At 61.2% G+C, this 25,317-nt stretch carries 19 protein-coding genes and 1 pseudogene; 8 read left to right on the top strand and 12 right to left on the bottom strand.

Annotated elements, in window-relative coordinates; translation table 11 throughout:
- Positions 1–249: 249 nt before the first annotated feature.
- The 8 genes from ACR2R1_RS00830 to hemP form a co-directional block, all read right to left on the bottom strand.
- Entirely contained in the window at positions 250–564 is a 315-nt protein-coding gene (locus ACR2R1_RS00830; RefSeq protein WP_077729152.1) for an HPF/RaiA family ribosome-associated protein, read from the bottom strand.
- Between the two features lie 40 nt (positions 565–604).
- On the bottom strand, positions 605–1,756 hold the full coding sequence (locus ACR2R1_RS00825) for a hypothetical protein (RefSeq protein ID WP_086135476.1): 1,152 nt from the start codon (positions 1,754–1,756) through the stop codon (positions 605–607).
- A 156-nt stretch (positions 1,757–1,912) separates the two neighbouring features.
- Positions 1,913–2,548, bottom strand: a complete 636-nt coding sequence (locus ACR2R1_RS00820) for a PepSY-associated TM helix domain-containing protein (RefSeq protein ID WP_434112243.1) — start codon at positions 2,546–2,548, stop codon at positions 1,913–1,915.
- Positions 2,548–4,695, bottom strand: coding sequence for a TonB-dependent receptor (locus tag ACR2R1_RS00815; RefSeq protein WP_434112240.1), 2,148 nt, complete (start codon positions 4,693–4,695; stop codon positions 2,548–2,550). Before ACR2R1_RS00815 ends, ACR2R1_RS00820 begins: the two co-directional genes overlap by 1 nt.
- Positions 4,696–4,771: 76 nt before the next feature.
- A complete protein-coding gene (locus ACR2R1_RS00810; RefSeq protein WP_434112238.1) occupies positions 4,772–5,200 on the bottom strand; it encodes an ExbD/TolR family protein in 429 nt (142 codons plus the stop codon).
- Positions 5,200–5,946: a MotA/TolQ/ExbB proton channel family protein gene (locus ACR2R1_RS00805; protein ID WP_434112236.1), complete on the bottom strand. Its 747-nt coding sequence runs from the start codon at positions 5,944–5,946 to the stop codon at positions 5,200–5,202. The genes ACR2R1_RS00810 and ACR2R1_RS00805 overlap by 1 nt, the downstream gene beginning before the upstream one ends.
- Before the next feature lie 4 nt (positions 5,947–5,950).
- On the bottom strand, positions 5,951–6,712 hold the full coding sequence (locus ACR2R1_RS00800) for a TonB family protein (RefSeq protein ID WP_434112234.1): 762 nt from the start codon (positions 6,710–6,712) through the stop codon (positions 5,951–5,953).
- A gap of 260 nt (positions 6,713–6,972) precedes the next feature.
- Positions 6,973–7,161 carry a hemin uptake protein HemP gene (hemP, locus tag ACR2R1_RS00795; RefSeq protein ID WP_086135471.1) on the bottom strand — a complete coding sequence of 63 codons (189 nt, stop codon included), beginning with the start codon at positions 7,159–7,161 and terminating at the stop codon, positions 6,973–6,975.
- 188 nt (positions 7,162–7,349) lie between these two features.
- On the opposite strand from hemP, the gene hppD reads away from it, so the two are divergent.
- The 7 genes from hppD (at position 7,350) to ACR2R1_RS00760 (ending at position 16,229) form a co-directional block, all read left to right on the top strand.
- The gene (gene hppD, locus ACR2R1_RS00790; protein ID WP_077729160.1) at positions 7,350–8,405 is read left to right on the top strand and encodes a 4-hydroxyphenylpyruvate dioxygenase; all 1,056 of its coding nucleotides are present in this window, start codon (positions 7,350–7,352) and stop codon (positions 8,403–8,405) included.
- On the top strand, positions 8,405–9,523 hold the full coding sequence (locus ACR2R1_RS00785; RefSeq protein WP_086135470.1) for a homogentisate 1,2-dioxygenase: 1,119 nt from the start codon (positions 8,405–8,407) through the stop codon (positions 9,521–9,523). Before hppD ends, ACR2R1_RS00785 begins: the two co-directional genes overlap by 1 nt.
- 2 nt (positions 9,524–9,525) lie before the next feature.
- Entirely contained in the window at positions 9,526–10,503 is a 978-nt protein-coding gene (locus ACR2R1_RS00780; protein WP_133718643.1) for a fumarylacetoacetate hydrolase family protein, read from the top strand.
- The gene (gene maiA, locus ACR2R1_RS00775) at positions 10,503–11,147 is read left to right on the top strand and encodes a maleylacetoacetate isomerase (protein ID WP_434112231.1); all 645 of its coding nucleotides are present in this window, start codon (positions 10,503–10,505) and stop codon (positions 11,145–11,147) included. Before ACR2R1_RS00780 ends, maiA begins: the two co-directional genes overlap by 1 nt.
- A 130-nt stretch (positions 11,148–11,277) precedes the next feature.
- Complete coding sequence (locus tag ACR2R1_RS00770; RefSeq protein WP_156879389.1) at positions 11,278–12,213, top strand: hypothetical protein; 936 nt, start codon at positions 11,278–11,280, stop codon at positions 12,211–12,213.
- Positions 12,214–13,006: 793 nt separating this feature from the next.
- Positions 13,007–14,962: an acetoacetate--CoA ligase gene (locus ACR2R1_RS00765; protein ID WP_156879388.1), complete on the top strand. Its 1,956-nt coding sequence runs from the start codon at positions 13,007–13,009 to the stop codon at positions 14,960–14,962.
- A 175-nt stretch (positions 14,963–15,137) separates the two neighbouring features.
- Positions 15,138–16,229, top strand: coding sequence for a tryptophan 2,3-dioxygenase family protein (locus ACR2R1_RS00760; RefSeq protein WP_434112229.1), 1,092 nt, complete (start codon positions 15,138–15,140; stop codon positions 16,227–16,229).
- Between the two features lie 234 nt (positions 16,230–16,463).
- Here ACR2R1_RS00760 and ACR2R1_RS00755 read toward each other — a convergent pair whose 3' ends face one another.
- Positions 16,464–19,118: a tetratricopeptide repeat protein gene (locus ACR2R1_RS00755; RefSeq protein ID WP_434112227.1), complete on the bottom strand. Its 2,655-nt coding sequence runs from the start codon at positions 19,116–19,118 to the stop codon at positions 16,464–16,466.
- A 12-nt stretch (positions 19,119–19,130) separates the two neighbouring features.
- The gene (locus tag ACR2R1_RS00750) at positions 19,131–20,315 is read right to left on the bottom strand and encodes a hypothetical protein (RefSeq protein WP_434112225.1); all 1,185 of its coding nucleotides are present in this window, start codon (positions 20,313–20,315) and stop codon (positions 19,131–19,133) included.
- A 206-nt stretch (positions 20,316–20,521) separates the two neighbouring features.
- Between ACR2R1_RS00750 and ACR2R1_RS00745 the strand changes: the two genes are divergently transcribed.
- Positions 20,522–21,613, top strand: coding sequence for a M14 family zinc carboxypeptidase (locus ACR2R1_RS00745; protein WP_434112223.1), 1,092 nt, complete (start codon positions 20,522–20,524; stop codon positions 21,611–21,613).
- 218 nt (positions 21,614–21,831) lie between these two features.
- On the opposite strand, the pseudogene tnpA reads toward ACR2R1_RS00745, so the two are convergent.
- Both tnpA and ACR2R1_RS00735 read right to left on the bottom strand, forming a co-directional pair.
- Positions 21,832–22,071 (bottom strand): annotated as a pseudogene (gene tnpA, locus ACR2R1_RS00740) (IS200/IS605 family transposase); the annotation flags it as partial.
- 127 nt (positions 22,072–22,198) lie between these two features.
- Positions 22,199–24,826, bottom strand: coding sequence for a hypothetical protein (locus tag ACR2R1_RS00735; RefSeq protein ID WP_434112221.1), 2,628 nt, complete (start codon positions 24,824–24,826; stop codon positions 22,199–22,201).
- Between the last annotated feature and the right edge of the window lie 491 nt (positions 24,827–25,317).

Raw genomic sequence — 25,317 nt, 5'->3', positions numbered from 1 at the left:
CCGCCGCCCAGGCCGGTACACGCCCGGCCTGGGCTCACGCGGCTTGTCGCCGCGCCGGGGCATCCCTGCCCCGGATTAACCCGGCCTATATTTATAGGCCGGGTTAATAGTCGAAAAAGCGCTTGCCGAGCGGAAGCGAGCCGGACAGGCCGTCGACGCGCGAGTCATTCTTTGCGGCCACACGCCGATTCTCAAAACAGACGTCCGCGCCGAATCATTCGCTGGATACGCCTGCGCGAATGCCGTTCGCTAGCGGTTTTCCAGTCGGCTGAAGGTGGAATCCAGCGCTCTCTTCAGCTTTTCCGCGGCTCCGTTGACCGCCTGCTCGACGCTGTCGGCCCTGTGACTGACCGCTACCGGCTTCAGGCCCGCAGGGCGAGCCTCGAGCAGGCAGCGTATATCGTCTTGACCGATCTTGTGAGCGTTGATGTCACTGAGATGAGCTTCCACCCGGGTGACCCTTTCGCCGAAACGACCCAAAATCGCCGCTACCGAATCCTCGACCCAGTGGGCCAGTTCGTCGCGGCCTTCGATGTTGCTGTCGGTGTTGAACTGAATCTGCATGGACGCGTCCTTTTGCCTAGGCTATCCGGGAACGACCCTCTTAATAGCGATAAATCGCGGCAACCCCGGTCCCGGTGGGCATCCGCTCGGGGGGAACGACGACCACCTGGCCGCCGCTCCTCATGACCCACTCCGCGAGATCGTCGAGCAGATCATCGACCTCGGGGTGAGCCAGGTCGTCGAATTCGACCTGTCCGGTCGTGGAATCAATTCGGCCGGGAATCTCGCAGCCGGCGTCGATCAGCAAGCTCGTAACCCGACCGGCTACGGCCGCCTCGGCGACCTGGGCCGGATCGTCGGCACCGAGCCCTTTGGCTTTCGCCGCGCCGAATGCCTCCACCAGCTCGTCCAGCCTTGCCAGATAATAAGGCTCGACCGCCCGCCACGCGCGCTCCCGCAGTTCGTCGGCGGACACCGCGTCCGGATGGACATCGATGCCTTCCTCCAGCAGGAACGGGTTATGGCTCACCCGGCGGAAGAGATGATGGTGTTCCGGCAGCGCCGCGAGCACCAAGGGCAAGCCCGAGGGCCGCGAATGATGTTCCAGCACGGCGCGGTCGACGACGCGAAAGAACCGTTCCGCATCAAGGTCCACCTCGTCCTTTCTCCCGCCCTGGCCATGGTGCATCGCCGGACCGGCGGGGCCGGAGCCATAGGTGGAGACGGTCAGGTGCGGCTCGGTCAACTCCTCGCCCAGCGCTTCGATGATGGTGCGCGGGACCTCATCGGCCAGTTCGATTTCGTCCAGTGCGTCGCGATTCCCTTCAAAAAGCTTGATTTCCTTACGATTCAGTCCGAGAACCTGGTAGCGATCGGCCGACTGGAGGATGCGCAGCAGGGGTTTGGTGTGGAAGCTGTCGGCCACTACCGCCAATTCCGGAACCGGCCGCTGCAGCCTATAGGCTAGGAACAAGCCGGGCGCGGCCAGTACGGCTAGTCCATCCAGCGTGTGATTCCAGAAGCCGCGATCGGCGGCCAGGTTTCGAAACGGCTCGATGAGCGCTCGAATCTTTTCTTCCGGATAGGTCCGCCGCAACGAGTCTTCCAAGGCTTTCACCAGGTTCCGAAACCGGATTCGGTCCTGCTGGTTATCCGGATGGGACCGGTGAGTCGGCGCGTACAGCGAGAGGCATGGGGGCCCTTGAACGTCGAAGAAGAGCCCGGTGGGGTAATCATGTGCCGGTGAATCCATAAAGCCTCCGGGGCAAGGCGAAAGTCCTGAAAAATACCCAAGATGAATAAGTATCAATGACCAAGAACGTTCGCCAATCGTTCCCCTGCTTTCAGCCGGCCGCCTTCCGCTGCGATGATTCCCGTTGTTCCGGTCGGCGCGGCCTCCCCCGTCTCTCTATAGAGCCTGCCAGACAAACCAGAGTCCCAGACCGAGCGAGCCGAGGCCGAGCACGATCAGTCCGCCGGCCAGCGTGTCCGCCAGCAAGATCCAGCCGACGCCCAACCCGGCGCCGCGGTGCAAGTTGCCGAGCAGGGCGAAGACATTCGCTTCGCCGCGCTTGACGGTGACGAAAGCATTACCTTCCCAATATTCCGCTTGGAGGAAGCGTTGCGGCGTACGCGCGGCGATCTGCCAGCGCGCCGGCTGCCGCACCTCCACGCCGTTCCAGATAACGGTCTTGCCAGGCTCCTGCATGATCTTCGCCTTGTCGGATGGGAACTGCAGCGCTTCTGCTAGCCATAGTGCCAAGGCCTTGGGATCGGCGGGACGCGGTTCCGGCAGCGGCAGCTGTATCACGGTCTGCTCCATCCGGGCGGCCGGAATTTTCAACTTCTCGTGGTGATTGAGCAGAATTCCCGTGGTCCCGAACAAAAACCCCAACGCCGCGCCCCACAGCCCTATCCAGGCGTGAGTGCGGCGCAGCCATTTGAGGAATGCCCCGCGCGCCAGACGCCTCGGGAGGAACAAGTATCCGCCCGAGGGCTTGGAGCGCGGCGAGTGAGCCGGAAGACCGAACTCGGCGGGCTTCATCAGAATCTCACCCGCAGCGCGGCTGTGGCGGCAATCGGCGAGCCCGGCATGATGTTGTTGTTGCTGTGCGCCGAAGCGTAATACTCCTTGTCGAATAGGTTTTCGACGTTGACCTGCACCTGGACATTGTCGTTGACCGTGTAATAGACGGCCCCGTCGAAGCGGAGGAAGCCCGGCAGGGTGACGTTATTGTCGGTGGCCGCGTACATTTCGCTGCGGTATACCGCGCCGAGGCCGACGCCCCAATGAGGGGTAATGTCGTAGCGGTTCCAGAGCGAAACCGTGTGTTCCGGGACCTGGGCCACCTTGTTGCCTTTCGGAGCGCTGGCCGACAAGCTCTCGGTGATTTCGGCATCCTGGTAGGCGTATCCGCCGATCACGCGCCATTGGTCGGTGATGTTGCCGCTTATCCCCAGTTCTATGCCTCGAGTGCGCTGGCCGTCGACCAGGAACGACGTCGCGGGGTTATTGGGGTCGGTGGCGATCGCGTTGAGGCGATCGAGCTGATAAAAGGCCAGGGTCGCCGACAGATCGGGACGGATGTCCCACTTCGCACCCACCTCGTAGTTCTTGAACTCTTCCGGCTCCAACGAGCTATTGGCCAGTGTCAGCGAGGCCAATTGATCGCCCGCTCGCGGCACATAGGCCATGCTGTAGCTCGCATAGATCGAGAGCTCGTCGAACGGCTTGAAGATCAGGCCCCCGCGCGGCGACCAAAGGTCGTCATTGGTGTAGAAAGTCTGGCCGTTGCGGTTGTTGCGGAAATCGACCTCGAAGTTGTCGTAGCGAAGCCCCGCCACGAGTTGCCAGTGCTTGGTGAGCTCGATCTGATCCTGAAAATAGCCCGCCGCGATGGTCGCGAGGCCGTGGTTGTCCGCATCCGTGGCGCTTTGCCGGAAGGTGACGGGGCCGGTATATCTCGGATCCGCCACGGGAACCCTGGCCGATGTCGCATTGGGACCCACCGCCGTGAAATATCCGGTCTGGCGAAAGTTGTCGGTTTCCTGGTGACCGAACTCGGCGCCGGTCAACAGAGTGTGTTTGAACGGTCCGGTTTCGAGCTCGAACGTCAGATCGGTCTGGTTGAAGAAATTCTCGCGCTGGGTCGCGTTGTTGTAGGCCGAGATCGCCACCTGGTCGCCCGCGGCACTGACCGCCCCCGGGAAGATGTTCTGGTAGAACTTGTCGTAGATCGCATAACGGGTGCGGTTGCGGAACTTGATCCCGTTCCCGAAGTCGTGATCGATCAAGGCGTTGAACGCGTCGACTTTCGACCAGGTCGGACTGCGCCTCGGATCGCCGAAAAACGTGGAAACGTCGGCCTCGACCGGGCGGCCCGAGAACGAAGAAATGCCGCGGTCCGCGACACGGTCGTCCTCGTAATGCTCGTAGCCGAAGGTCACTTGGGTCTGATCGCCCAGACGCCAGGACACGGTTGGATTGACGCCCCAGCGCTCGGCATGGAAACCCTCGCGAAAGCTGCGTGAACTCTCCCACATGCTAGTGAGACGAACGGCGAAATTCTCGTTGATGGCTTGGCCGAAGTCCCCGGTTAACCGGAATTTGTCCCAGGAACCGACCTGAAAGCTCGCCTCGCGCGGGTTCTCCCAGTTCGCTTGCTTGGTTACCCGGTTGATCAGACCGCCGGAGCTGCCGCGGCCGAAAATCATCGCGTTCGGGCCTTTCAGCACCTCCACCCGATCGATGTTGTAAAGATCGCGGAAATACTGGACATCGTCGCGCATGCCGTCGACGTACATATCGCCGGTCGTGGCGTTGCCGCGAAAAATCACCGCATCCCGGTTGCCTTCCCCTTGCGACATCACGACGCCGGGCACGTAGCGGACCGTATCGGCGATGCTCTGCATGTTCTGGTCCTTGATCAGCTCCTGCGTGATGACGGTGATCGACTGCGGAACGTCGATCAGGGGAGTGTCGGTCTTGGTCGCCGTCGTGGTGCGTTTGGCCATGTAACCTTTCGTGTCGCCGCCCGCCTGTTCCACCTTGCCGACCACTTTGACCTGGTCGAGCGTGGTGAGATCTTCGTCCGCCGCGATGGCGCCATCCGTCGCGCACGCCAGGGCAAGCGCGAGTGGCGTTCCGGCCAACGCCGTGGATTTAAGCCGGTAGTTGTTATTCTTAGTCATGGATGTTTTCCCCAAGTTAACTGGTTCTGATGGCTGGCTACCTGGCTGGAAAACGGCTGGGTGGCTAATTCGTATGTCAAGGCTTGGCGTCGTTCGGATCGGAGACGAAGCCGATGCGTGTCACGCCGGCATTGGCCGAGGCGGCGAGCACTTCGGCGATGATCTGGTAGGCCGTGGCCTTATCGGCCCGGAGGTGCACCTCGGGCTGAGGCTGCTGCTGCGCCGCCGCCGCGAAGCGCTCGCGCATCCCTGCCCGGTCGATCGCTTCGTTGTTCCAGAAAAGCCGGCCGGCTCCGTCGATCGCCAAATCGACGTGCTCGGCCTGGTCCGTGCTCGGCTGGCTCGCCGCTCTGGGCAGATCGATCTTGACGTTGTGGGTGAGCAAGGGCGTCGTGATCATGAAAATGACCAGCAAGACCAGCATGATGTCGATGAGCGGGATCATGTTGATCTCGGCCGAGGGACGCATGCCGCCCTGCCCCTGGCTGAAGCTTCCGAACGCCATCACGCACCTCCCGCGACGGCCTGGCCGACCGCGGCGCTTCGGTCATCGGCTTCGGTCCCGACGCAATGCGCGCCGGTGGTCAGGAAGGCAAACAGGTCGTGGGCAAAGGCATCGAGCTTCGCCAGCAGCAGCCGATTGGAGCGGGCGAAGGCGTTGTAGGCCAATACGGCGGGAATGGCCACGGCCAGCCCGGCGCCGGTCATGATCAGCGCTTCGCCCACGGGACCTGCGATCTGATCGAGGCTCCCCTGCCCGCTCATGCCGATGTTGACCAGGGCGTGGTAAACGCCCCAAACGGTGCCGAACAAGCCGATGAAGGGCGCTGTGCTGCCGATGGATGCCAGCACGGTGAGCCCCCATTCGAGGGACGCGGTTTCCTCGTCGATGACCCGGCGCATCGAACGCGTCAGGAATTCCGCCGCCGAACCCGCTTCGTTCAGCCGCCCCGCGCCGTGCCGGGCATGATGCCGGGATGACACCAGTGCATGATAGGCGAGATGCGAAAACGGTTCGTCCGGGTGGTGCTCTTCCAATTGCAATTCCACGGCATGCAGGGAAGAGGCGTTCCAGAAGGACTCCAGAAAACGCGCCGTCCGGCGGCGCGCGATCAGCGCCTGCAGGTTCTTCGCCACGATGAAATACCAGCTCGCGACCGACATGCCGACGAGGATCGCGAAAATCGCCTTGCCGGCCGAGTCGCTTTGCGCCAGGAAATGGGTCAAGCCCAGGGTTTCTGTCGTTTCCATAGGATTATCCTTCGAGTGAGAATGAAATCGGGACCAACACCCACGCCGGCACGGACTTGTCTCCCTGGCGGGCGGGAACGAATTTCCACTGCTTTACGGTTTCGAGAGCGGCGGCATCGAGCCGGTCGTATCCGCTGGAGGTCTGGACGTTAACCGCTTCGGCGCCGCCGCCGGCATCCACCAGAACCCGAAGCACGACTTTGCCCTGTTCTTTTCGGCGGAGGGAACCGACCGGATAGGCCGGCGCCGGATTGCGCAGATAAGCCGCGTTGAAGCGTGGCGGAACGACCGGCCCCGGCGACGGAGCCGTCGCCGATACGGCTGATGGCGGCAGTACCGGGCCCGGCGCCGCTTCGGTCGAAGTTGGACGTGGAGACGGTTCCTGTTCGGCAGTCGTCTGCTGCACGGCTGCCTGGCTGGGCCTGGACAGGATCGGCGACCGCTTGGCCGACGGTCGGACCTGTTTCGGCTTGGGCTTCGCTTTCGGTTTGGGCGTTTCGGTCTTGGGCTTGACGGGTTCTACCGGTTTCTGTACGGCCTGGGGCGCATCGGCTTGCGGGTGCGCCGTCGAAATCAGGTCGACCATGACCGGCGCCGCTTGCGGACTCTGCACTGCCGGCACCGACTCGTCCTCTATCAGCATCGGTAGCACCGCGGCATGGACCAGGGCGGCCCCCAATATGCCGGCGGTGCGAACTCCCCAACAACGATCGACGATTGAGATGCCGGGCCAGAGACGGTCCGGCGGAAAAGTGGCTGCCCACATGATGCTGCCTCACCAACAGAAGCGTAACTAAACCAAACTGTCTGGCTGGCTACCTATGCCGTGAGGCCGGGTGGCTGGCTACGAGAGTGTGTCGGAACCTCCGACGCGTTCCACTAAGGTATTTTCCGATTCGGGGTAAGGGATCCCGATGTGTAGGTCGGCAATCGTTTGCCGACAGCAACAGTCCGGCCTGCGGGTTTGTCGGCAAAGGATTGCCGACCTACGCTCTCCCCTCCCGGGACGAGTCTCACACACACAAACTATTTCGTCAGAATGAGCTTGTCGTTGCTGGTTAGGCGCAGACGGTATTCGTCTCCGCCATGTTCGATCACGATTTCACGACCGGAGCCCAACAACTCCGCACTTGTGACTCTGCGCTTCGAATGAAAGGGCCCCGCATCACCCCGACGATGCGGGCGATCGGTTTCGGTTCGGTTGCTTGGGCTCATACTTTTTCCTCATGTCGTTCAGCGGCGGCGGACGGCACATCCACCCTGTCGCAAATGATATCCATTATCATTTTCATTGACAACCGTTCTTGCTGCGCCTGACTCGTCGAGCCATGGGAATCTTTATGCGACCACCGAGGTCATAGGAATCAAAGAACTCAAAAAAATCCGCCACTGGGGTATCCAATATGACAAGCGACGACGTCCCCCCCATAAGGACCGATGGATTCGAATTCATCGAATATACCGCCCGTGACACTCAAGCCTTGGCGAGACTTTTCGAGCAGATGGGATTCAAGGCCGTGGCCCGCCACCGGTCCAAGGATGTGGTTCTATACCGGCAGGGAGAGATCAATTTCGTCATTAATCACGAACCGGGGAGTTTCGCCCAGCGCTTCGCGGAGCGGCACGGGCCTTCGATTTGCGCCTTCGCGATTCGTGTCGAAAATGCCGCCTGGGCCTTCCGGCGCGCGCTCGAACTGGGCGCCAGGCCGTCCGCCAGCGAGGCTGGTCCCATGGAACTCAATATCCCGGCCATCCGAGGAATCGGACGGAGCCTGATTTATCTGGTCGACCGTTATGGAGAGCATTCGATCTACGATGTCGACTTCGTTCCCATCGAAAACGAGCCGGCGGAACCTTTCGGGGTCGGCCTGACCCGCATCGACCATTTGACCCATAACGTGCGCAAGGGCCACATGGACGAATGGGCCGATTTTTACGAGCGCGTCTTCGGTTTCAGGGAAATCCGCTATTTCGACATCCACGGCAAGGCGACCGGGCTGAAATCACGGGCGATGGCGAGCCCCTGCGGAAAGATCCGCATTCCCGTCAACGAGCCTTCCGATCCCAAGTCGCAGATTCAGGAGTACCTCGACCTTTATCACGGCGAAGGCATTCAACACGTTGCTCTGGCCACGGACGACATCTACGCCACCGTTGAGCGGCTCCGCGAGAACGGCGTCCGCTTCATGGACGTGCCCGATACCTATTACGAGCGGGTGAACTCCCGCGTTCCGGGCCACGGTGAGAATTTGGAGCGGCTGCGGCGGAACCGGATTCTCATCGACGGCCTGCCGGGCAACAAAGTGGGCCTTCTCCTGCAAATCTTCACCGAGACCGTGATCGGGCCGATTTTCTTCGAGATCATCCAGCGGAAAGGCAACGAAGGATTCGGCGAGGGCAATTTCCAGGCGCTGTTCGAGGCGATAGAAGACGATCAAATGCGACGGGGGGTAATCTGATGTTCCGCTGGATTTCACTGCCGAGAGTCGAGGGCGTCGCCGCCCGCCAGGCTCACGCCGATTTGCCCGAGGGCACTTACGAACGGGAATTGGGGCGGGAGGGCTTCTACGGCCCTTCCACGCAAATGCTCCACCGCCATCCGCCGACCGGCTGGATCAGCGTCGAGGGACCGCTCAGGCCGCGCGCCTTCGATACCAACCAGCTCACCGGAACCAGCGTCTCGCCATGGGACGCCACGCCGATGCTGGGCAATCTGAGCGTGAAAATCCGGTGCTGGCATACCTATTCCGCCATGGACCACCTGGTGCGGAACGGCGACGGCGACGAATTGCTGTTCGTCCACGAGGGCTCCGGGCATCTTTATTGCGACTACGGCCATCTCGCCTTTTCCGAGGGCGATTACCTGGTGATTCCACGGGGCACCCTGTGGCGCATCGAAACCTCCGGCATGGGCGTCTTCCTCCTGATCGAGGCGTCCAACAGTACCTACCGGCTTCCCGAAAAAGGCATCGTCGGAGCCCATGCCGTGTTCGACCCGGCGGTCTTGGACACGCCCAAGATCGACGACGCCTTTCTCGCCCAGCAGTCGGACCGGACCTGGCGGGTGCTGGTCAAGCGGCGGGATCGGCTCAGCGCCGTGACCTATCCCTTCAATCCGCTCGATGCCGTCGGCTGGCAGGGCACGCTGATGCCGGTCCGGCTCAACTGGCGCGATATCCGCCCGCTGATGAGCCATCGCTATCATCTTCCGCCTTCGGCCCATACCACCTTCGCCAGCGAGCGCTTCGTCGTGTGCACCTTCTGCCCGCGGCCGCTGGAAAGCGATCCGGGTGTGCTCCGGGTGCCCTTCTATCACAACAACGACGATTACGACGAGGTGATCTTCTATCACCGCGGCCATTTCTTCTCCCGCGACAACATCCATCCGGGCATGATGACCCTGCACCCCAGCGGAATCACCCACGGCCCTCATCCCAAGGCATTGGAGGCGGCTAAGGCGAGGTCGCGCACCGAAACCGATGAGGTGGCGGTCATGATCGACGCCCGCGACGCCCTCGAAGTGGCCGACCTGCCCCGCGGGGTCGAGTGGGCGGGCTACGTGGATTCCTGGAAATAGCCATGAAACTCGCTTCGCTGAAATCCGGAAGCCGCGACGGAACCCTGGTTATCGTCGACCGGGAGCTGAAAACGGCATTCCCCGCCCTGGAGTCCGGCTTCTCAACGCTGCAATCGGTACTGGAGAACTGGGAAGACGCCGCACCCGCACTGGAAACCACCTATCGCGCCCTCAATCAGCGCGAGCTCGATGCGCTCCCCTTAAGACCTACCGAGCTGGCGTCGCCCTTGCCCCGAAGCTATCAATGGCTGGACGGAAGCGCCTATCTGTCCCATGTCGAGAGGGTGCGAAAGGCCCGCGGCGCGCCCATGCCGCCTAGCCTGTACACCGATCCCCTGATGTATCAGGGGGGATCGGCGGCTTTCCTCGGCCCACGGGACCCGATCCGGCTCGCCGATGAAAGCTGGGGACTGGATTTCGAGGCGGAAGTCGCGGCGATCACCGACGACGTGCCTATGGGAACGACATCCGAGGAAGCGGCCTCGCACATCAAGCTGCTGATGCTGGTCAACGACATTTCGCTGCGCAACCTGATTCCCCAGGAACTCGCCAAAGGCTTCGGGTTCCTGCACGGCAAACCCGGACCGGCCTTCTCGCCGGTTGCGGTGACGCCCAACGAATTGGGAAATGCCTGGGACGGCGGCAAGATCCACCTTCCGCTGCTGACCCACCGGAGCGGTATTCTCGTCGGCAATCCCGACACCGGCCAGGGCATGCAATTCGACTTCCCCGCCCTGATCGCCCACGCCGCCAAGACCCGCCCCCTCCCCGCCGGCACCATCATAGGCTCCGGCACCGTCAGCAACGCGGACACCGGGCGGGGATATTCCTGCATCGTCGAAAAGCGCGTCCTCGAACAGATCGAATCCGGCGAAGCCCGGACGCCTTATCTCCGGCGCGGCGAGACGGTACGGATCGAAATGCTGGACCGGAACGGGCGCTCCGTTTTCGGCGCCATCGAACAGGACGTGCTGCAGTGATGGGCCTGGAACTGTATACCTACTTCCGAAGCTCGGCCGCCTACCGGGTCCGCATCGCGTTGAACCTCAAAAGATTGTCTTACCGGCCGCAATTCGTGCATCTCGCGAAGGGCATGCAGCGGCAACCCAAATATCGTGAAATCAATCCGCAGGGACTGGTACCGACCCTGGTGGACCGGGGAACGCCGTTCACGCAGTCCCTGGCGATCATAGAGTATCTGAACGACACCTATCCCGACCCGCCGCTGCTGCCACGCCGCCGCGACGAGCGGGCTTACGTCCGAGCGCTTGCGCAAATCATCGCCTGCGACATTCATCCCTTGAACAATCTTCGGGTCCTACGGTATCTCGCGGAGGTGCTGGGCCAGGACGAGCCGGCCCGAAACGCTTGGATTCGGTACTGGATCGAGGAAGGGTTCGGGGCGTTCGAGGAACAGCTCGCCCGCCACGGAGGCAGCAGCCGATTCTGCTTCGGCGACACGCCGACCCTTGCGGACATCTGCCTGGTGCCGCAGGTGTTCAACGCCCGGCGCTTCGGCTGCGATTTGAACGGGTTCCCCCGAATTCGAGCGATCGACGAAAGCTGCCTTGCGCTCACCGCATTCCGCGACGCGGCACCGGAGCAGCAGGCGGACGCCGAGTAGTGAATTTCTCGGGTCGGCGTAGCGCCGGGAGTGCCCATGTCGGCAACGGATTGCCGACCTGCCGGAGAAATTCGGAACGAATTCGCGGGTCAAATAAGTAGTTTTCCTTCTTATGTTATGAGGAGGTTCCATGATAGCCGTCGCCGACTCCAAACTTGAGCGCTATGCCGAGGAACACCGCTTGTCGGGCCTGACCGCTCCGACGCTCGAGGCGCTTGCGACGAACCGGACCGGGTATTCGGTCGACAAGGCCCAACGCTTTCTCGCCTTTCAGCGGCGCATCGACACCGAAATGCTGAGACACCGGATCATCACCGACAATCGTTATACCGCCTGGTTCAGCCAGGGCGAGCAGACCTTCGATCAGGTCCGGGCGTTCATCGTCCAGTTCTCGGTGTTTTCGAACCAGTTCCTGGTGGCCCAGCTTCAAAAAATAATCAATGCCGATTCTCTCGAAGGCATGCGGGCCTCCAAGGAAATTCTCGCCAACGAAATCGGCGTCGTCTTCAATGCCGGGCGGAAAAGGTCCGCCACGCGCGATCCCGACCATGAGGTCGATCCCGAACTGGTCTCCACCGAGGGCACGGTGGAAGGCGGCATATTCCATTTCCGTGCGGCGCATTTCGAGTGGCTGCTGCGAATCGCCGGGGAGCTCGGACTCGGATTTCAGGATCTCGGCGGCCGCAGGCACGGCACCCCCGCCACCCTCCATTTCTGCGACGAACTGATCCGGCTCTACGGCAACGAGAACTACGCAATCACCCAGGCCGCGAGCTATGCCGTGGAAAACTGGGCGGCGGCCGGTTTCTGGCAGGAACTGATCGACGGCTTGGTCCGCTACAACGCGCGTACCGGCTCGAACTTGCCGCTCGCTTTCTTCACCTGGCACAACCGCCTCGAAGCCCAGCACGCCCAGCATACCCAGGAGGAACTGGAAGAGCTTTATTTCACCCGCGACATCGACGAGGATGATTTCATACGTTACGGCAACGAAATGCTCGACGGCGTGGCGGTGTTTTGGGACGGTCTGGACGAGCAGCGGCGGGCGTTGGCGAAAGCGGCTTAAGCAGCGCTTCCCGCAAATCGTAAATATGAGGAGTCGCTTGCGCGACAGCTATTTGAATGTAGGTTTCCGAACCCACGGTCGGCTTACTTTCTTTTGCTCGGCCAAAAGAAAGTAACCAGAGGGAAGGCCGCCCGGTTGCCGCTTGGGTCCTGCGCTGCTACGAAAACCATCCTTGGTTTTCGCCCTTCGGGCCAGCGTACCGCTGTTCAAATTCGCTCCCGGCGAATTTGTCGCTTTCGGCGGGAGGCGCGGCAAACGGGATAAGAACACAAAACCGGAAACGCAGAACCTGTCCTGAGAAAAGTCGAAGGACTTATTCCGGCTATTGGAGTTTGCGTGAAGTAACGATCCACCGGCAAAGCCAGTGGCTTTCGACGGCTGGCCCCTCAAAGGGGCCTGACCGCCATCGGGCAAAAGCCATGTCGTCACCCCGGCAGGGAAGGGGCCGACTAAAGGCCCGTTTGCGATTGGAATGCCGGGGTCCAGTGACCACGGATGGTTTCGACCATTCACAATCCCTGTGAACTGGATTCATGCCGGGCGATCCTGCCCGGCACCCTTCGGGCGCGATGCGTGCAAACCGGCTGTCCTGCCGGTTTGTCCGGCACAAATCCGCCGGGAGCGGATTTGCATTTACCCGGAGGGCACCGGGCAGGACAGCCCGGTGTGAATCCCTGCCGGAATGACGGCCCAGCGAAATTGGGACAATACCTGACTCCCGGAAATGTCAAACTTTGCGAGTCCCCCGGCAGAACCGGGGGTTTTCCCGCGATAAATAATCTGGAGCGCCGTCTTGAATCAACTGCTCTGGCAACCCACCCGCTCGCGCATCGAAAGCACGAATCTGTACCGATTCACGCACATTCTGCGAGACCGATGGAGCATCGAATTGCCCGATTACGCTGCCCTTCACCGCTTCTCAATCGAGCAAATGGACGAATTCTGGCTGAGTCTGTGGGACCACGCGGGAGTCGTGGCGGAGACGCGCGGCGACCGCATTTTGGCGGACGGCGACAAGATGCCCGGCGCACGGTTCTTCCCCGAGGCGCGGCTCAATTTCGCCGAGAATTTGCTCAAACGCCGGGATGACGGAGACGCCATCGTCTTCTGGGGCGAGGATAGGGTGCGCCGGCGGCTGAGCTGGCGCGAGCTTTACGAGCGAGTCAGCCGTCTGGCGCAGGCTCTCGAAGCCGACGGCGTCGTGCCGGGAGACCGGGTCGCCGCCATCATGCCCAACCTGCCGGAAACCGTGATCGCGATGCTCGCCGCCGCATCGGTCGGGGCGGTCTTCACCTCCTGCTCGCCCGATTTCGGCGTACAGGGCGTGCTGGACCGGTTCGGGCAAGTCGGACCGAAGGTTCTCATCGCCGCCGACGGATGCTTTTACAACGGCAAAGCCCATTTCGCCGCCGACAAGCTCCGCACCATCGTGGCCAACTTGCCGAAGCTCGAACGCATCGTCCTCGTTCCCTATATCTCCGAGCGGCCCGAGCTAGAGGCGCTGGGCGAACGGGCGATTCGCTTCGACGATTATCTCGCGCCCTACCAAACGCGCGAGATTCCCTTCGCCCGGCTACCTTCCGACTCGCCGCTATACATTCTCTATTCGTCCGGCACGACCGGCATCCCGAAGTGCATCGTTCACGGCGCCGGCGGCACGCTGCTCAAACATTTGGAAGAGCTTCTGCTGCAATGCGATGTGAAACGGAACGATCGCGTGTTCTATTTCACCACCTGCGGCTGGATGATGTGGAACTGGCTGGCCTCCGCCCTCGCCTGCGGCGCGACGCTGCTCCTTTACGACGGTTCTCCCTTCCACCCCTCGGGCAATGTGCTGTTCGATTTCGCCGATGCCGAGGGCATGACCCATTTCGGCACCTCGGCCAAATACATTGACGCCTTGCTCAAGGCGGGATTGGAACCGAAGCGCACGCACCGGCTGACATCGCTGAGGACCGTTCTTTCGACCGGTTCTCCCCTGGCGCCGAACAGCTTCGACTACGTTTACGAGCGCGTCAAATCCGACGCCTGCCTGTCCTCGATCTCGGGCGGGGCCGATTTGATCGGCTGCTTCGTGGGCGGCAATCCGATGGGGCCGGTTCGGCGGGGCGAGATCCAGGCCAAGGTTCTCGGCATGGCGGTCGAAGTCTTCGACGAAAACGGCCAACCGGTCGTCGGCACGAAAGGCGAACTGGTCTGCACCAAACCCTTTCCTTCGATGCCGCTGGAGTTCTGGAACGACCCGGACGGAACCAAATACCGCGAGGCGTATTTTTCCATGTACCCCGGCGTCTGGCGGCACGGCGACTGGGCCGAGATCATGCCGCACGGCGGCATCGTCATTCACGGCCGCTCCGATGCGGTGCTGAATCCCGGCGGCGTGCGCATCGGCACTGCCGAGATCTATCGGCAAGTCGAAAGGCTCGACGAAATCGTCGAAAGTTTGGTCGTCGGCCAGAATTGGGATAACGATGTCCGCATCGTGCTGTTCGTGCGCCTGCGCGAAGGCCTGAAGCTGGACGAAGCGCTGGCGGCAAGAATCCGGAGGCAGATTCGCGAAAACGCGAGCCCGCGCCATGTTCCGGCCAAGATCGTGCAGGTCGCCGACATTCCCCGCACGCTCTCCGGCAAGATCGTCGAACTCGCAGTACGCGAGATCATTCACGGACGCCCCGTGAAAAACCGCGACGCGCTCGCCAATCCCGAGGCGCTGGAACTCTTCAGGAATTTGCCGGAGCTGGCGAGCTGAGGGATTTGAGCCGGGCGTGTCATGCCTGATGCCGTTCTCCCGCCCGGCCGAACGGGACGCGCGTTCGTGTCGGCAAAGGATTGCCGACCTACTTGGGTTTGCCTACAAGCGTAGGTCGGTAATCCTTTGCCGACGATGCCTGTATAACATCAATCAATCAAGCGGAGACACCCCGATGAATCAGCGCTCCACGAAAGAAATCTACTACGCCGACTACCTGCAACTCGAGCGTCTCTTGAGCGCTCAGACGCCCGAAAGCCGCCGGCATGGCAGGGAAGCCCACGACGAGATGCTGTTCATCATCACGCACCAGGCTTACGAGATCTGGTTCAAGCAAATCCTGCACGAACTCGAGTCGGTGCTCGGTGCATTCGCGGTCACGCCTTTGGACGAACACAGCATGGGCGTCATCGTCGCCCGTCTCGAGCGCGTCATTGCGATACAAAAGGTCTTGAATCAGCAAATCGACGTTCTGGAGACCATCACTCCGCTGGATTTTCTCGATTTTCGCGATTACCTGATCCCCGCTTCCGGATTTCAGAGCGTGCAATTCCGCGAGATCGAACTGCGCCTGGGGTTGGGCGTTCACGTTCCGCAACCGGTCACCGGCCGGCTCAGATCCGAGGATGTCGCATACCTGCGTGAAATCGCCAGCGAGCCAAGTCTTTTCGAACAGGTGGACGCCTGGCTGGCGCGCATGCCCTTCCTCAAGTTCGAGGGCTATGACTTTTGGGAAAGCTACCGTCAGGCGGTCATGGCTATGCTGGCGAAAGACCGGCGCTCGATCGAGACGAATCCTTTATTTTCCGATGCCGAGCGAAGCGCGCAGCTCGCCGAGCTGGAAAACACCCGGCGGAAATTCGATTACCTGCTCGATCCGGCAGGATTCGAGCGGCTCAAGGCGCAAGGCATGTTTCATCTCTGCCAAACGTCCGTGCTATCGGCCCTCTTCATCCAGCTTTACCGCGACGAGCCGATTCTGCACCTGCCGTTCCGCCTGCTCAGTCACCTGATGGACATCGACGAACAGTTCACCACCTGGCGCAGCCGCCACGCCCTGATGGCGCAACGCATGCTGGGGAGCAAAATCGGTACCGGGGGAAGCAGCGGACACGAATATCTCCAGGAAACGGTGGACAAGAAGCGGATCTTCAAGGATTTGTTCAACCTCTCGACCTTTCTGATCCCGCGCTCGTCCTTGCCGGCCCTGCCCAAGCGGCTGAAACAGAGCCTCGACTTCCATTTCACCGGAGAGCAATGTGTTTGAACCGGCGCCATTCTTGTCAGGACATTTCGGTAGCATCAGGCTCATTTTGGCGCCATCTCCCCCGCGGAAGCGGGCTTTAAACCGCGAGCGTTCGCCTAGGTGACTCATTCGGCGATAGGAATGTAGGGCGGGTTAGCGGAGCGTAACCCGCCGATTCGCGGTCGCTCGGTGGCTTACGGTCTAATCTGCCGTACAAAAATCAATCCCTTATTCAAGGCGATTTGGAATAAGGCGTCATGGCTCGGCTTCCAGCGCCAACGCCTGTTCCAGAATTCTGCGCTCCTCCTGATTGAGGTCCAGGAGGATGGTGCGATCTTTGCCACCGGCCTTGAGAAAATCGACGCCCGTCCGAAAGATGCGCAGAGGCACCCGGAATGCATCTATATCTCGACCGGCATCTTCCCAAGCCGAGGCCCAGAGTTCCAGGCTGTCCGAAGCGGGTAAGTCTTCCCCGGTGCGGTAGAGTGAACCCAAGTGGCTGGTCAACGCCTCCCCCAACTGGAGGATAGCGTTATGGTCCTGGTAGACCCGTACTAGTCCGCGGGTTCGCTCCCGGCGGATGCCAGGAGTCAGGGTGCTTTCGAAAAAGGCAGCGATGATACCCTCCGAATCGCCCACATAAGGCTGCTCCTTGGAAGCGCCCTGCGCCAGACCCTCCGCGAGCACGGAGATGGCAGAATCCCACCGTCCAGAAGCGATGCAGATCTTCGCGAGGGCGAAATGCGCCTCGACACGCAATGCAATCGGCGCTTCAATTAGTCCACGGACTTCCTCGAAGTCGTGCTCGGAGTGCTTCGCATCATTCACCTGCCAATAGGTCCAGCCCCGGCTATAGAGCGCCATTGCGACTTGCTCAACGGGTGCGTTCGGCAATGCGATGACGGCGCTGTAGTCGGCAAGGGCCTTCTCGGACTCACCGAGCTGTCCGTAGGTCCGGCCCCGGTTGTTGAGCGCTCTTGCGACTTGCTCGACGGGCGCGTTCGGCAATGCGATGACGGCGCTGTAGTCGGCAAGGGCCTTCTCGGACTCACCGAGCTGTCGGTAGGTCTCGCCCCGGCTAAAAAGCGCTCTTGCGACTGGCTCGACGGGCGCGTTCGGCAATGCGATGACGGTGCTGTAGTCGGCAAGGGCCTTCTCGGATTCACCGAGCTGTCGGTAGGTCCAGCCCCGGTTAAAGAGCGCTCTTGCGACTGGCTCGACGGGTGCGTTCGGCAATGCGATGACGGCGCTGTAGTCGGCAAGGGCCTTCTCGGATTCACCGAGCTGTCGGTAGGTCCGGCCCCGGTTAAAGAGCGCTCTTGCGACTGGCTCGACGGGTGCATCCGACATTCCAAAGATTGGGTACAGTGCCTCGATCGCTCGTGCAAACTCCCCCTCTTTGAAGTAAATCTCACCAGCAAGCAGACAGGCCGAAGCCCTCACGGACGCGGACTGGCCGCCGCTTTCATCGGCAATCTCCGCAAGCAGACTCAACGCCTGATCCTTGTTGCCTTTTGCCCATTCCCCGCACGCCAGGGCTAATTCTTCGGATTCCCGGGCATAGGATTCGATGCGCGAAAGCCATCGTTCACCCTGCTCATCGCCAAGCTCGGTTCGAAATCCTTCCACCAGAAGTTGCGCCCGCAAATCGCCCAGCTCCGAATTCTTCTCCATTGCAGCTTGCAGATAAGCGCGGGCTATACTGCCCGTGTCACACCCTTGCAGACGGGCCGTGAGATCGCGAGCGTCGTACCAGACCCTGAGAAAGTCCACCAGGAGACGCATGGGCTCGCTAGTCTGGTTCTCCTTCACTTCCACACAGATGCGCATCAAAGGTTCGGCGATCTCGTAGAGGGATTCGCGTCCTCGCTGGGCGGATTGGACATAGCCTTTATCGCGCAAGTCCTTGAGTTGGCTGGAAATGGTCTGATGACTGGCGAAAAGCCGCTTGGCCAACTCTTTGACCGGCGTGGGCCGCTCGCGAGTGCACAGGTACTCGACAATCTTCCGCTGCTGGGCGGGAAGCCAGCGGATGCGCTCCTGATAATAAGGCGTCATTTCGTCGATCATCTTGGAGAAAGGTCCTACCAGGGCGTCGATGTTGTCGCGCGTGATGAACTGGGACAGGACGATGTAAATCCGGTGGTTACCCCCGGACAGATGATGCAACGCACGGATGCGGGCGCGGCCGGTCGGACTGTGCAGAAAAGCGGCCACGTCGGGTTGTCCGTTCAGCGTTGCGATCTTGCCGAGCAATTCGGCGGCCTCTTCGACCGAAAGCGTCACGAGCTGCTCGGTTTGAAAGAATCCGAAGAAAACGCTATTGCGCTTGGTAATGTCATCTACAAGCCGCTGCGCTGTAGCAACAATGGTCAGCACCGGGTGCTCCTGAATCAAAGCCCGCAGCCGCTGTTGGCCCGGCTCGCCTAAACCTTCGAATAGGGCGTCCAGGTTTTCCATTACTACCAGCAGAGTCCGATCCTTCAATTGCTCCAGCAGCAAGTTTGCAAGCCAGTGCTCGGCGGCGTCAGGCTCCAAATCGTAGATGGGCTCCAAGGATGCCTCGCTGTAGTCATCCGGATAGCGTTTGACAAGAGCCAGATAGATCCGGCGCAGGAATTCGAGCAGTGTGGTACTGGTCTCATCTTCATTGAGCCAGGCGATATTCAGGTGCTTCTTGAGTTCCTCATCCTGACCGAGGCGGTGGACCAACAGTGTGACCAGGTGAGTTTTACCGGTACCGCGAGGCCCGACAAACAGCAGATGATGCTTGTTGCCGGTAGTAGCGCTCTCGCGGACCCGCTCCACGGCATCGTCCAGCATCGCCTGGCGCTGCACGAAGATCGCCTCAAGATCTTCCGGCGCGGTGCGACTGGGGGTGAATACAGAGAGAAATGTACGATCGTTCATGGCCGGCTCGTCTCAGAGTCCTCGGGAAAGCATCCACCAGCGCTTCAGCAGCGGAAAGCGGAACTGGTAGCAACCATGGGCGTCCCGCGACAGATAATGATCTTGCTCGACCAGTTTAAGCAGGCCTATCAGGCTCTCCCGTTCGGAGAGAGTGCCCGTGCCTTTCAGTTCGGTTAGCAGTTCATTGACGGAAACCGGCTGGTGGCGAACCGCGATACCGTCGAGGATGCCAAGTACGGCTGATTCGTTGTCCTTGCCGTAGTAAACCGGGATGCGCTCGCGGTAGTGACTTAGCTCCCAGGGATCGTTGGTGTCCAGCAGTTGACGGGACACAATCGTTTCGACGGCATCTGGCGTTGCCTCCCGGCCGGAAAGCTTGAGCGCCTTGACGATGTGGTGGATGTAGAAAGGAAACCCATCCGAGATTCGGGCGATGGTGTCGGCGACAGCCTCCGGAGCCTTGGTCGGGATACCCTCGCCTGTGATCAGTTTCGTGGCCAATTCGGCGGCTGCCACCGAGTCCAGGGGCAGAACCTCGAGAGGGAAGGTGTCGTTCAATGGTGAGTTGGCATAATTCTGGCGCTTGAGGCTATGGATAACATGGTGGAATCCAATGGAACCGGTGAGAATCATCCGGAGCCCCCTGTCACCCTCGCCTTGACGTAGCGCGCGCAGAGTATCGAGTACCTCCATGGCCATGATCTCTCCCTCGCGATCGCTGATGCTTTTTAGCATGTAAGGGACTTCATCCCACAAAAAAAGCGGGCGTTCGTCGTGCTTCTCTCGTTCTTCGACCAAGTCTTCGATCGCCTTGGTAAGGATCTCCTTCCAGGGCGCCTGAGCTCCAAACGGAGGCAGCTTGAACACGCCTCCGACCTCGGTCCCGCCCATAGTGTTGAGAAAGTCCCGAACGCGTCGGGCCGTCCATTGACGAGCCGAGAGAAAGCCATCGACCTCTCGATAAACAGCGAGGGCGAACTCCAGGGCCGTGTGGCACTTCTCCAAATCCTGAAAAATCGGAACCCAGCCGCTAATCGGCTCTGCGCAAAGCTTTTTGATGATCGTCGTCTTGCCGATGCGCCGCTCGGCATTTATACGAATCGATTGTTGATCGATAGTGTCCCAGATTTGCTTGATGATCTCGTCACGACCAACAACCTCGTTTAGATCGATCTGACCGCCCGGATTAGCTTTCATATTAGTCCTTTAAGCGTTTATGTTTTTCATCATTGTACGTTATCTTTAACGTACGTCACATTCAATGTATTTAATTAGACTCTAACCAACTCTACATTTTCAGAGTTTCCTTCCGTGACATCGCCGACCTAAGGCTAAGTGAGCGATAATTTCGGATAATTGTCGATCCTACCCGGCTGTCTGACTCACCCGCTTTGAATACATCCATGGCCGATTTCTCCGCCAGCGAACCGACGCCCTTCGAAGGATCGCTCACTCGTCCGGTGATGCGCGCCCTCCCCGAACTGCGGGAGCTTCTGATACTCGCGGAGCACGTCGCGGATGCGGGCTGGGATTGGGCGCGGGTGGAAGTTTTGGCGGAATTGCATCACGGTGAGGAATCGTTTCCGCTGCTGGCCTTTCGCTTCGGTCCGTCCGATCCCGCCTTGCCGGCTCTGGCGCTATTCGGCGGGGTCCACGGGCTCGAACGTATCGGCACGCAGGTCGTGACCTCATATCTCCGGACCCTGGTGGAAATGGCTCGCTGGGACCGGGTGACCCGAGACATGCTCTCCACCACTCGCCTGCTGATCATGCCACTGGTCAATCCGGTCGGCATGTATCTCAAACGGCGATCCAATGGCAACCGGGTCGATCTCATGCGAAACGCGCCGGTACGGGCGGAAGGATTATCCCGTTGGCATCTATTCGCCGGCCATCGCATTTCTCCCGCATTACCCTGGTATCAAGGGCAGGAAGACGCGCCCATGGAGATCGAAGCGCAAACCCTTTGCGATTGGGTGCGCCGCGAGATCTTTCCCGCCCGAACCGCACTCAGCATCGACGTGCACTCCGGCTACGGGAAGGTAGACCGCCTGTGGTTTCCCTTCGCGAAAACCCGGAAGCCCTTTCCGGCACTGGCGGAAGCCGTCGCCTTGAAGCACCTGATCGACAAGACCCATCCCAACCACGTCTATTGCATAGAGCCCCAGTCCCGCCAGTACCTCGCCCACGGCGACCTGTGGGATTACCTCTACGACGAATACAGAACCGTCCGGCCCGACGGCCGCTATATTCCCTTCACCCTGGAGCTGGGTTCGTGGCTTTGGGTGAAGAAGAACTGGTCGCAGGCATTCTCGGCCCTCGGCGTCTTCAATCCGCGCCTTCCTCACCGCGTGCGGCGGACCCTAAGGCGTCATCTTTTGCTGTTCGAGCTTTTCTACCGCGCCGTACGCTCGCCCGAGCCATGGACCGAGCTCGACGAAGCCGAGCGAGAGCGGTTAAGGCGTCAGGGCTTGGAATGGTGGTATGACGGATGATGAGACGCGCAGCCGCCGGACCAATCGGCCGGGTGTCGATTGGCACGCACTGTGCCCATATGATTCGCCGACGCATATTCTGGTCTACGGTACATTTTCGTGCGTGCTGAATTCTCCTGTATGACGCGCAGGATCAGCGCGCCGCCGGGTTGTCTGCTGATTTCGCATCCTCCCTGGCGCTCGCCCGCTGGGCGCTTCACGCATCCAAATCGACTCCCGCCGGTGAAGTTCCTCTGCCGACCGCCGAACTTCCTGGCGATTTGGATCGCACGCTTACCCTTGATGTAGCCCACCACGTTCGAAACCGCATACTTCGGCGGAATGCTGATACACATATGAACGTGGTCGCCCATCAGGTGACCTTCAACAATTTTCGATTCCTTGTGCCCGGCGAGCTCATGAAATATCTCTCCAAGATGCCGCTTGAGCGCACCAAAAATCAATTTCTTCCGCCGCTTCGAACCGTCCCCGCCGCAGAAGACCTGCAACAGGCCGCGCACTCCCCCTGGTTTTGCATGCTCTCCTCGATGGCCGCACCGGCGCGGCCTGCGTCGGCCAGGTCTTGAGCCGCTGTGAGCTTGGATGTCAGGGAGTCGGCGCTCCCCAAGCTGCCGATCGTCCCGAGTTCCTCTCCTGGAGCGGGCTGATCGTCTGCATGGTGCTGGGGATCGTAGTGACGACGTTCACGGTCACGGGGGCCGCGTGCGCGACCGAGGTCCCCGGAAACCCGACGATCCACAGCGTGTACGTGCCGGGCGTGACGGTGGACGCGACACCGATGGTGAGCGTGAAAGAGAAGGACCCATTGGGCGGGAGGGAGCCGATGTCCTGGGGGAAACCGGGCGCCGTGAAGCCGGCCGGCAGCGCCCCTCCGGTCGGCTGGGCGAAGATCCCGAGCTTCACGGCCTCTCCCGTGAACCCGTTCAGCGAATTCACCGTCACCGTCGCCAGGCCCTGTCCGCCTTGGGTGACGTTGATCGTAGGAAGGGGCGAGAAGGAGTAGTCGCTGACGAGGACGAGTTTGTCGGCGAAGCCATCGCTGGCGCCACCGCCGTACCTCGGCTGAGCGGCTCCCATCTGGTCTGCGTTGCTCGGTGGGATCTCGCCCGCCAGATAGACATTGAACCCCGAGATGGACGGCGGAACGGCGAGGGCGGTCGCGACGTCGGACGATCCAAAGGAGAAGAAGACCGAGTTCTGGAGGACCGCCGGGTCCGCGGTCGGGAATGTTTCGGCGAAGGCCTTCAGGTCGTACCCGAGTACCCACAGGAAGGCATCAGGGCCGGTGATCCCCTCCGGGTCTGTATCGAACGACCCCGCCACATTGACGACCGGTCCGAAGAACGAGCCGCCGATACCCAGCGCGAGCACCCGATCGAAGCCGCCGGCTCCCACAAAGCTCGCCTGGATCACGCTCGCCAGGCTGGAGTTGAGGCGAGCCACGAAGCCGTCCGTGGCCCCTCCGAACGTCGGTGTGTGCCCTCCCAGCGTTCCGGGGAAACTCGAGGCAGTGGTCTCTCCCCCCACGAAGACGTCCGGCCCTGAAACGGCTATGGCGTGCGCGATGTCCTGACCAAGCCCCCCGAGGTAGGTGGCCTGCACGAGCGAGGTCAAATCGCTGGTCAGGAGCGCCACGAAGGCGTCGGACTGGCCGTCGGGATAATGGATCTCCTGAGCGCCCCCTCCTGTCTTCGGAAAGTCCGTCGAGACGGTTTCCCCCGTCACGTAGACGAACCCCGCCGAGATCGCGATGGCGTTGATGAAATCGGAGGAGCGACCTCCCAGGTACGTCGCCTGCGTCAGGTTCGTCAGATCAGCGGAGAACGCGGCGATGAAGCCGTCGTTCGTATTCTGCCCGACGGGGCGGATGATCGGGTCCCCGTTCAGCGGCTGAGCGCTGTCGAGGGTCCCGACGAGATCGTGCGAGGCCGTCCGGCCCGCCACGAACACGGCATAGGCGCCCCCGAAAAGAGCCACGCTGCTGGCGGCGTCCTCGTCGGTCCCTCCGAAGTAGGTCGCCTGGGTCAACGCCTTCAAGTCCGAGGTAAGGAGCGCGGCGAACGCGTCTTTGCCCCCCGCGCTCTGCGGTCGGGCGCCTCCGGTCGTTCCCGGAAAGTCCGTCGATGTCGTCGAACCTGTGACGTAGATGCCGGCTTCCGAGACCGCGACACCGCTCACGGCGTCGTCGCCGGCCCCCCCCAGGTACGTCGCCTGGATGATCGTCTTCAAGTCCGAACTGAGGAGAGCGACGAAGCCGTCGCTCGGACCCGCCAGGGCAGGTCGAGCCCCTCCCGCCGTCCCCGGGAAGTCCGTCGAGTCGGTAGTCCCCGCCACGAGCACGTTCGACGCCGTGGCCGCTGCGGCGGTGACGCGGTCCCCTCCCGATCCCCCGAGGAAGGTGGCTTGGATCAAAGGGTCGATCTCGAGGTCCTTCGTCCGATCGTACTGCCCGACTTCGAAGCGGTAGCTCTTTCCCTCCACCGCATAGGCGACCTCCACAGGGTGTGCGCGGCCCGCGACCGTCTGGTAGGCCTTCGGCCTGCTGAACACGACCGTGCCGAGCCCCGTGCCGACCTCCAGCTCGCCCTTGTCGTTCGCCCGGAGGAATGTCGCGCCAGAAATCCTCACTCCGATCTTCTCGGGCCTCGCGCCAGGCCTGACGTGGAAGAGTTTCTCGACGGTTGCGCCCGCCGCCCTCAGCTCGAGCTCGATCCCCGCGTACACCTCACCGAGGGTCACGCGATCGTAGGTCGGGACGTTCGTTCTCCAGGCGGATTCCTCACTCCCGATCAGATAGTTCACCTCGGTTGGGGCCTTCTCTGCGCCGTCCACCAAGGCAGCGGCGCCGCCGACGAGCGCCTCCTTCAGGGACCAACCCGTTGTCCCGGTCTTGCCGGACACCTTCGGGAGGTCGTACACGATCTCGCCGATGCGGGTGACATAGACAGTGCCGCCGTCGATCCCCGCATAGAACCTCACCCGCTCGTCGGTCTGCCCCTGGTTCGCGATGAAGGGGACGCTCGGATGAATGAGCTTCCCGCTCACCTGCGGCGAGGGCGAGCTCGAAGCGTCATGCGGCTCACCGCCATGCTTGGGCCGGGCGAGCAGGATCGCCCCCAGCAAGGCCAGCAGCCCCAGGAAAAAGTACCGTAAGCCCGGAAACCGGCCGCGGGAGCTCGGCTTCCTGTCCCTTTGCCGCGTCGAGTATTGCATGATTCCCTCTCCGGGATCGGACCTGTCCATGGCGCTCACCCCCCGTTTGGGCAGAATCTTAGCCTCGCAGAGTTTGAGTCCAGGAAAAATAAACGTCCTTTTTCTAATTCCTATGACCGGCTTCGCGGCATCAAATTCCGATCAGGGCTGTTCAATGCTTGATGCCCTGAGAGTTTATGAATCAGGCCCGTAAATACCCTCCTGGTATTTCGGGCCGCCGCCCAGGCCCGGTACACGCCCGGCCTGGGCTCACGCGGCTTGTCGCCGCGCCGGGGCATCCCTGCCCCGGATTAACCCGGCCTATATTTATAGGCCGGGTTAATAAGATGCGCTCCAGGTTAATGGCGTTGTCATAGAGAGCGGCAGCGATATTGGGGGCTGATCCCAAAATGGGAAATATAGTCCGCGTTGGGCGCAATAGGGTACTCCCGTATTGCGCCGCATGAGGAAGTTTCCCATGCGGCTCTACGGCCCTGTTCGATCTGTTCTAC

Source organism: Methylocaldum sp. GT1TLB, from assembly GCF_051027445.1.
Classification (GTDB): domain Bacteria; phylum Pseudomonadota; class Gammaproteobacteria; order Methylococcales; family Methylococcaceae; genus Methylocaldum.
Note: the sequence above shows the minus strand (reverse complement) of the source record. Positions and strands in the feature narration are given on the sequence as shown.

Excerpts from the sequence above, each read along its gene's own strand:
- ACR2R1_RS00800 (WP_434112234.1), bottom strand. The coding sequence starts at position 6,712 with ATGTGGGCAGCCACTTTTCCGCCGGACCGTCTCTGGCCCGGCATCTCA.
- ACR2R1_RS00745 (WP_434112223.1), top strand. The coding sequence starts at position 20,522 with ATGGCCGATTTCTCCGCCAGCGAACCGACGCCCTTCGAAGGATCGCTC.
- maiA (WP_434112231.1), top strand. The coding sequence starts at position 10,503 with ATGGGCCTGGAACTGTATACCTACTTCCGAAGCTCGGCCGCCTACCGG.
- ACR2R1_RS00735 (WP_434112221.1), bottom strand. The coding sequence starts at position 24,826 with ATGCAATACTCGACGCGGCAAAGGGACAGGAAGCCGAGCTCCCGCGGC.
- ACR2R1_RS00750 (WP_434112225.1), bottom strand. The coding sequence starts at position 20,315 with ATGAAAGCTAATCCGGGCGGTCAGATCGATCTAAACGAGGTTGTTGGT.
- ACR2R1_RS00755 (WP_434112227.1), bottom strand. The coding sequence starts at position 19,118 with ATGAACGATCGTACATTTCTCTCTGTATTCACCCCCAGTCGCACCGCG.
- ACR2R1_RS00820 (WP_434112243.1), bottom strand. The coding sequence starts at position 2,548 with ATGAAGCCCGCCGAGTTCGGTCTTCCGGCTCACTCGCCGCGCTCCAAG.
- hemP (WP_086135471.1), bottom strand. The coding sequence starts at position 7,161 with ATGAGCCCAAGCAACCGAACCGAAACCGATCGCCCGCATCGTCGGGGT.
- hppD (WP_077729160.1), top strand. The coding sequence starts at position 7,350 with ATGACAAGCGACGACGTCCCCCCCATAAGGACCGATGGATTCGAATTC.
- ACR2R1_RS00805 (WP_434112236.1), bottom strand. The coding sequence starts at position 5,946 with ATGGAAACGACAGAAACCCTGGGCTTGACCCATTTCCTGGCGCAAAGC.
- ACR2R1_RS00780 (WP_133718643.1), top strand. The coding sequence starts at position 9,526 with ATGAAACTCGCTTCGCTGAAATCCGGAAGCCGCGACGGAACCCTGGTT.
- ACR2R1_RS00785 (WP_086135470.1), top strand. The coding sequence starts at position 8,405 with ATGTTCCGCTGGATTTCACTGCCGAGAGTCGAGGGCGTCGCCGCCCGC.
- ACR2R1_RS00825 (WP_086135476.1), bottom strand. The coding sequence starts at position 1,756 with ATGGATTCACCGGCACATGATTACCCCACCGGGCTCTTCTTCGACGTT.
- ACR2R1_RS00830 (WP_077729152.1), bottom strand. The coding sequence starts at position 564 with ATGCAGATTCAGTTCAACACCGACAGCAACATCGAAGGCCGCGACGAA.
- ACR2R1_RS00815 (WP_434112240.1), bottom strand. The coding sequence starts at position 4,695 with ATGACTAAGAATAACAACTACCGGCTTAAATCCACGGCGTTGGCCGGA.
- ACR2R1_RS00770 (WP_156879389.1), top strand. The coding sequence starts at position 11,278 with ATGATAGCCGTCGCCGACTCCAAACTTGAGCGCTATGCCGAGGAACAC.
- ACR2R1_RS00760 (WP_434112229.1), top strand. The coding sequence starts at position 15,138 with ATGAATCAGCGCTCCACGAAAGAAATCTACTACGCCGACTACCTGCAA.
- ACR2R1_RS00810 (WP_434112238.1), bottom strand. The coding sequence starts at position 5,200 with ATGGCGTTCGGAAGCTTCAGCCAGGGGCAGGGCGGCATGCGTCCCTCG.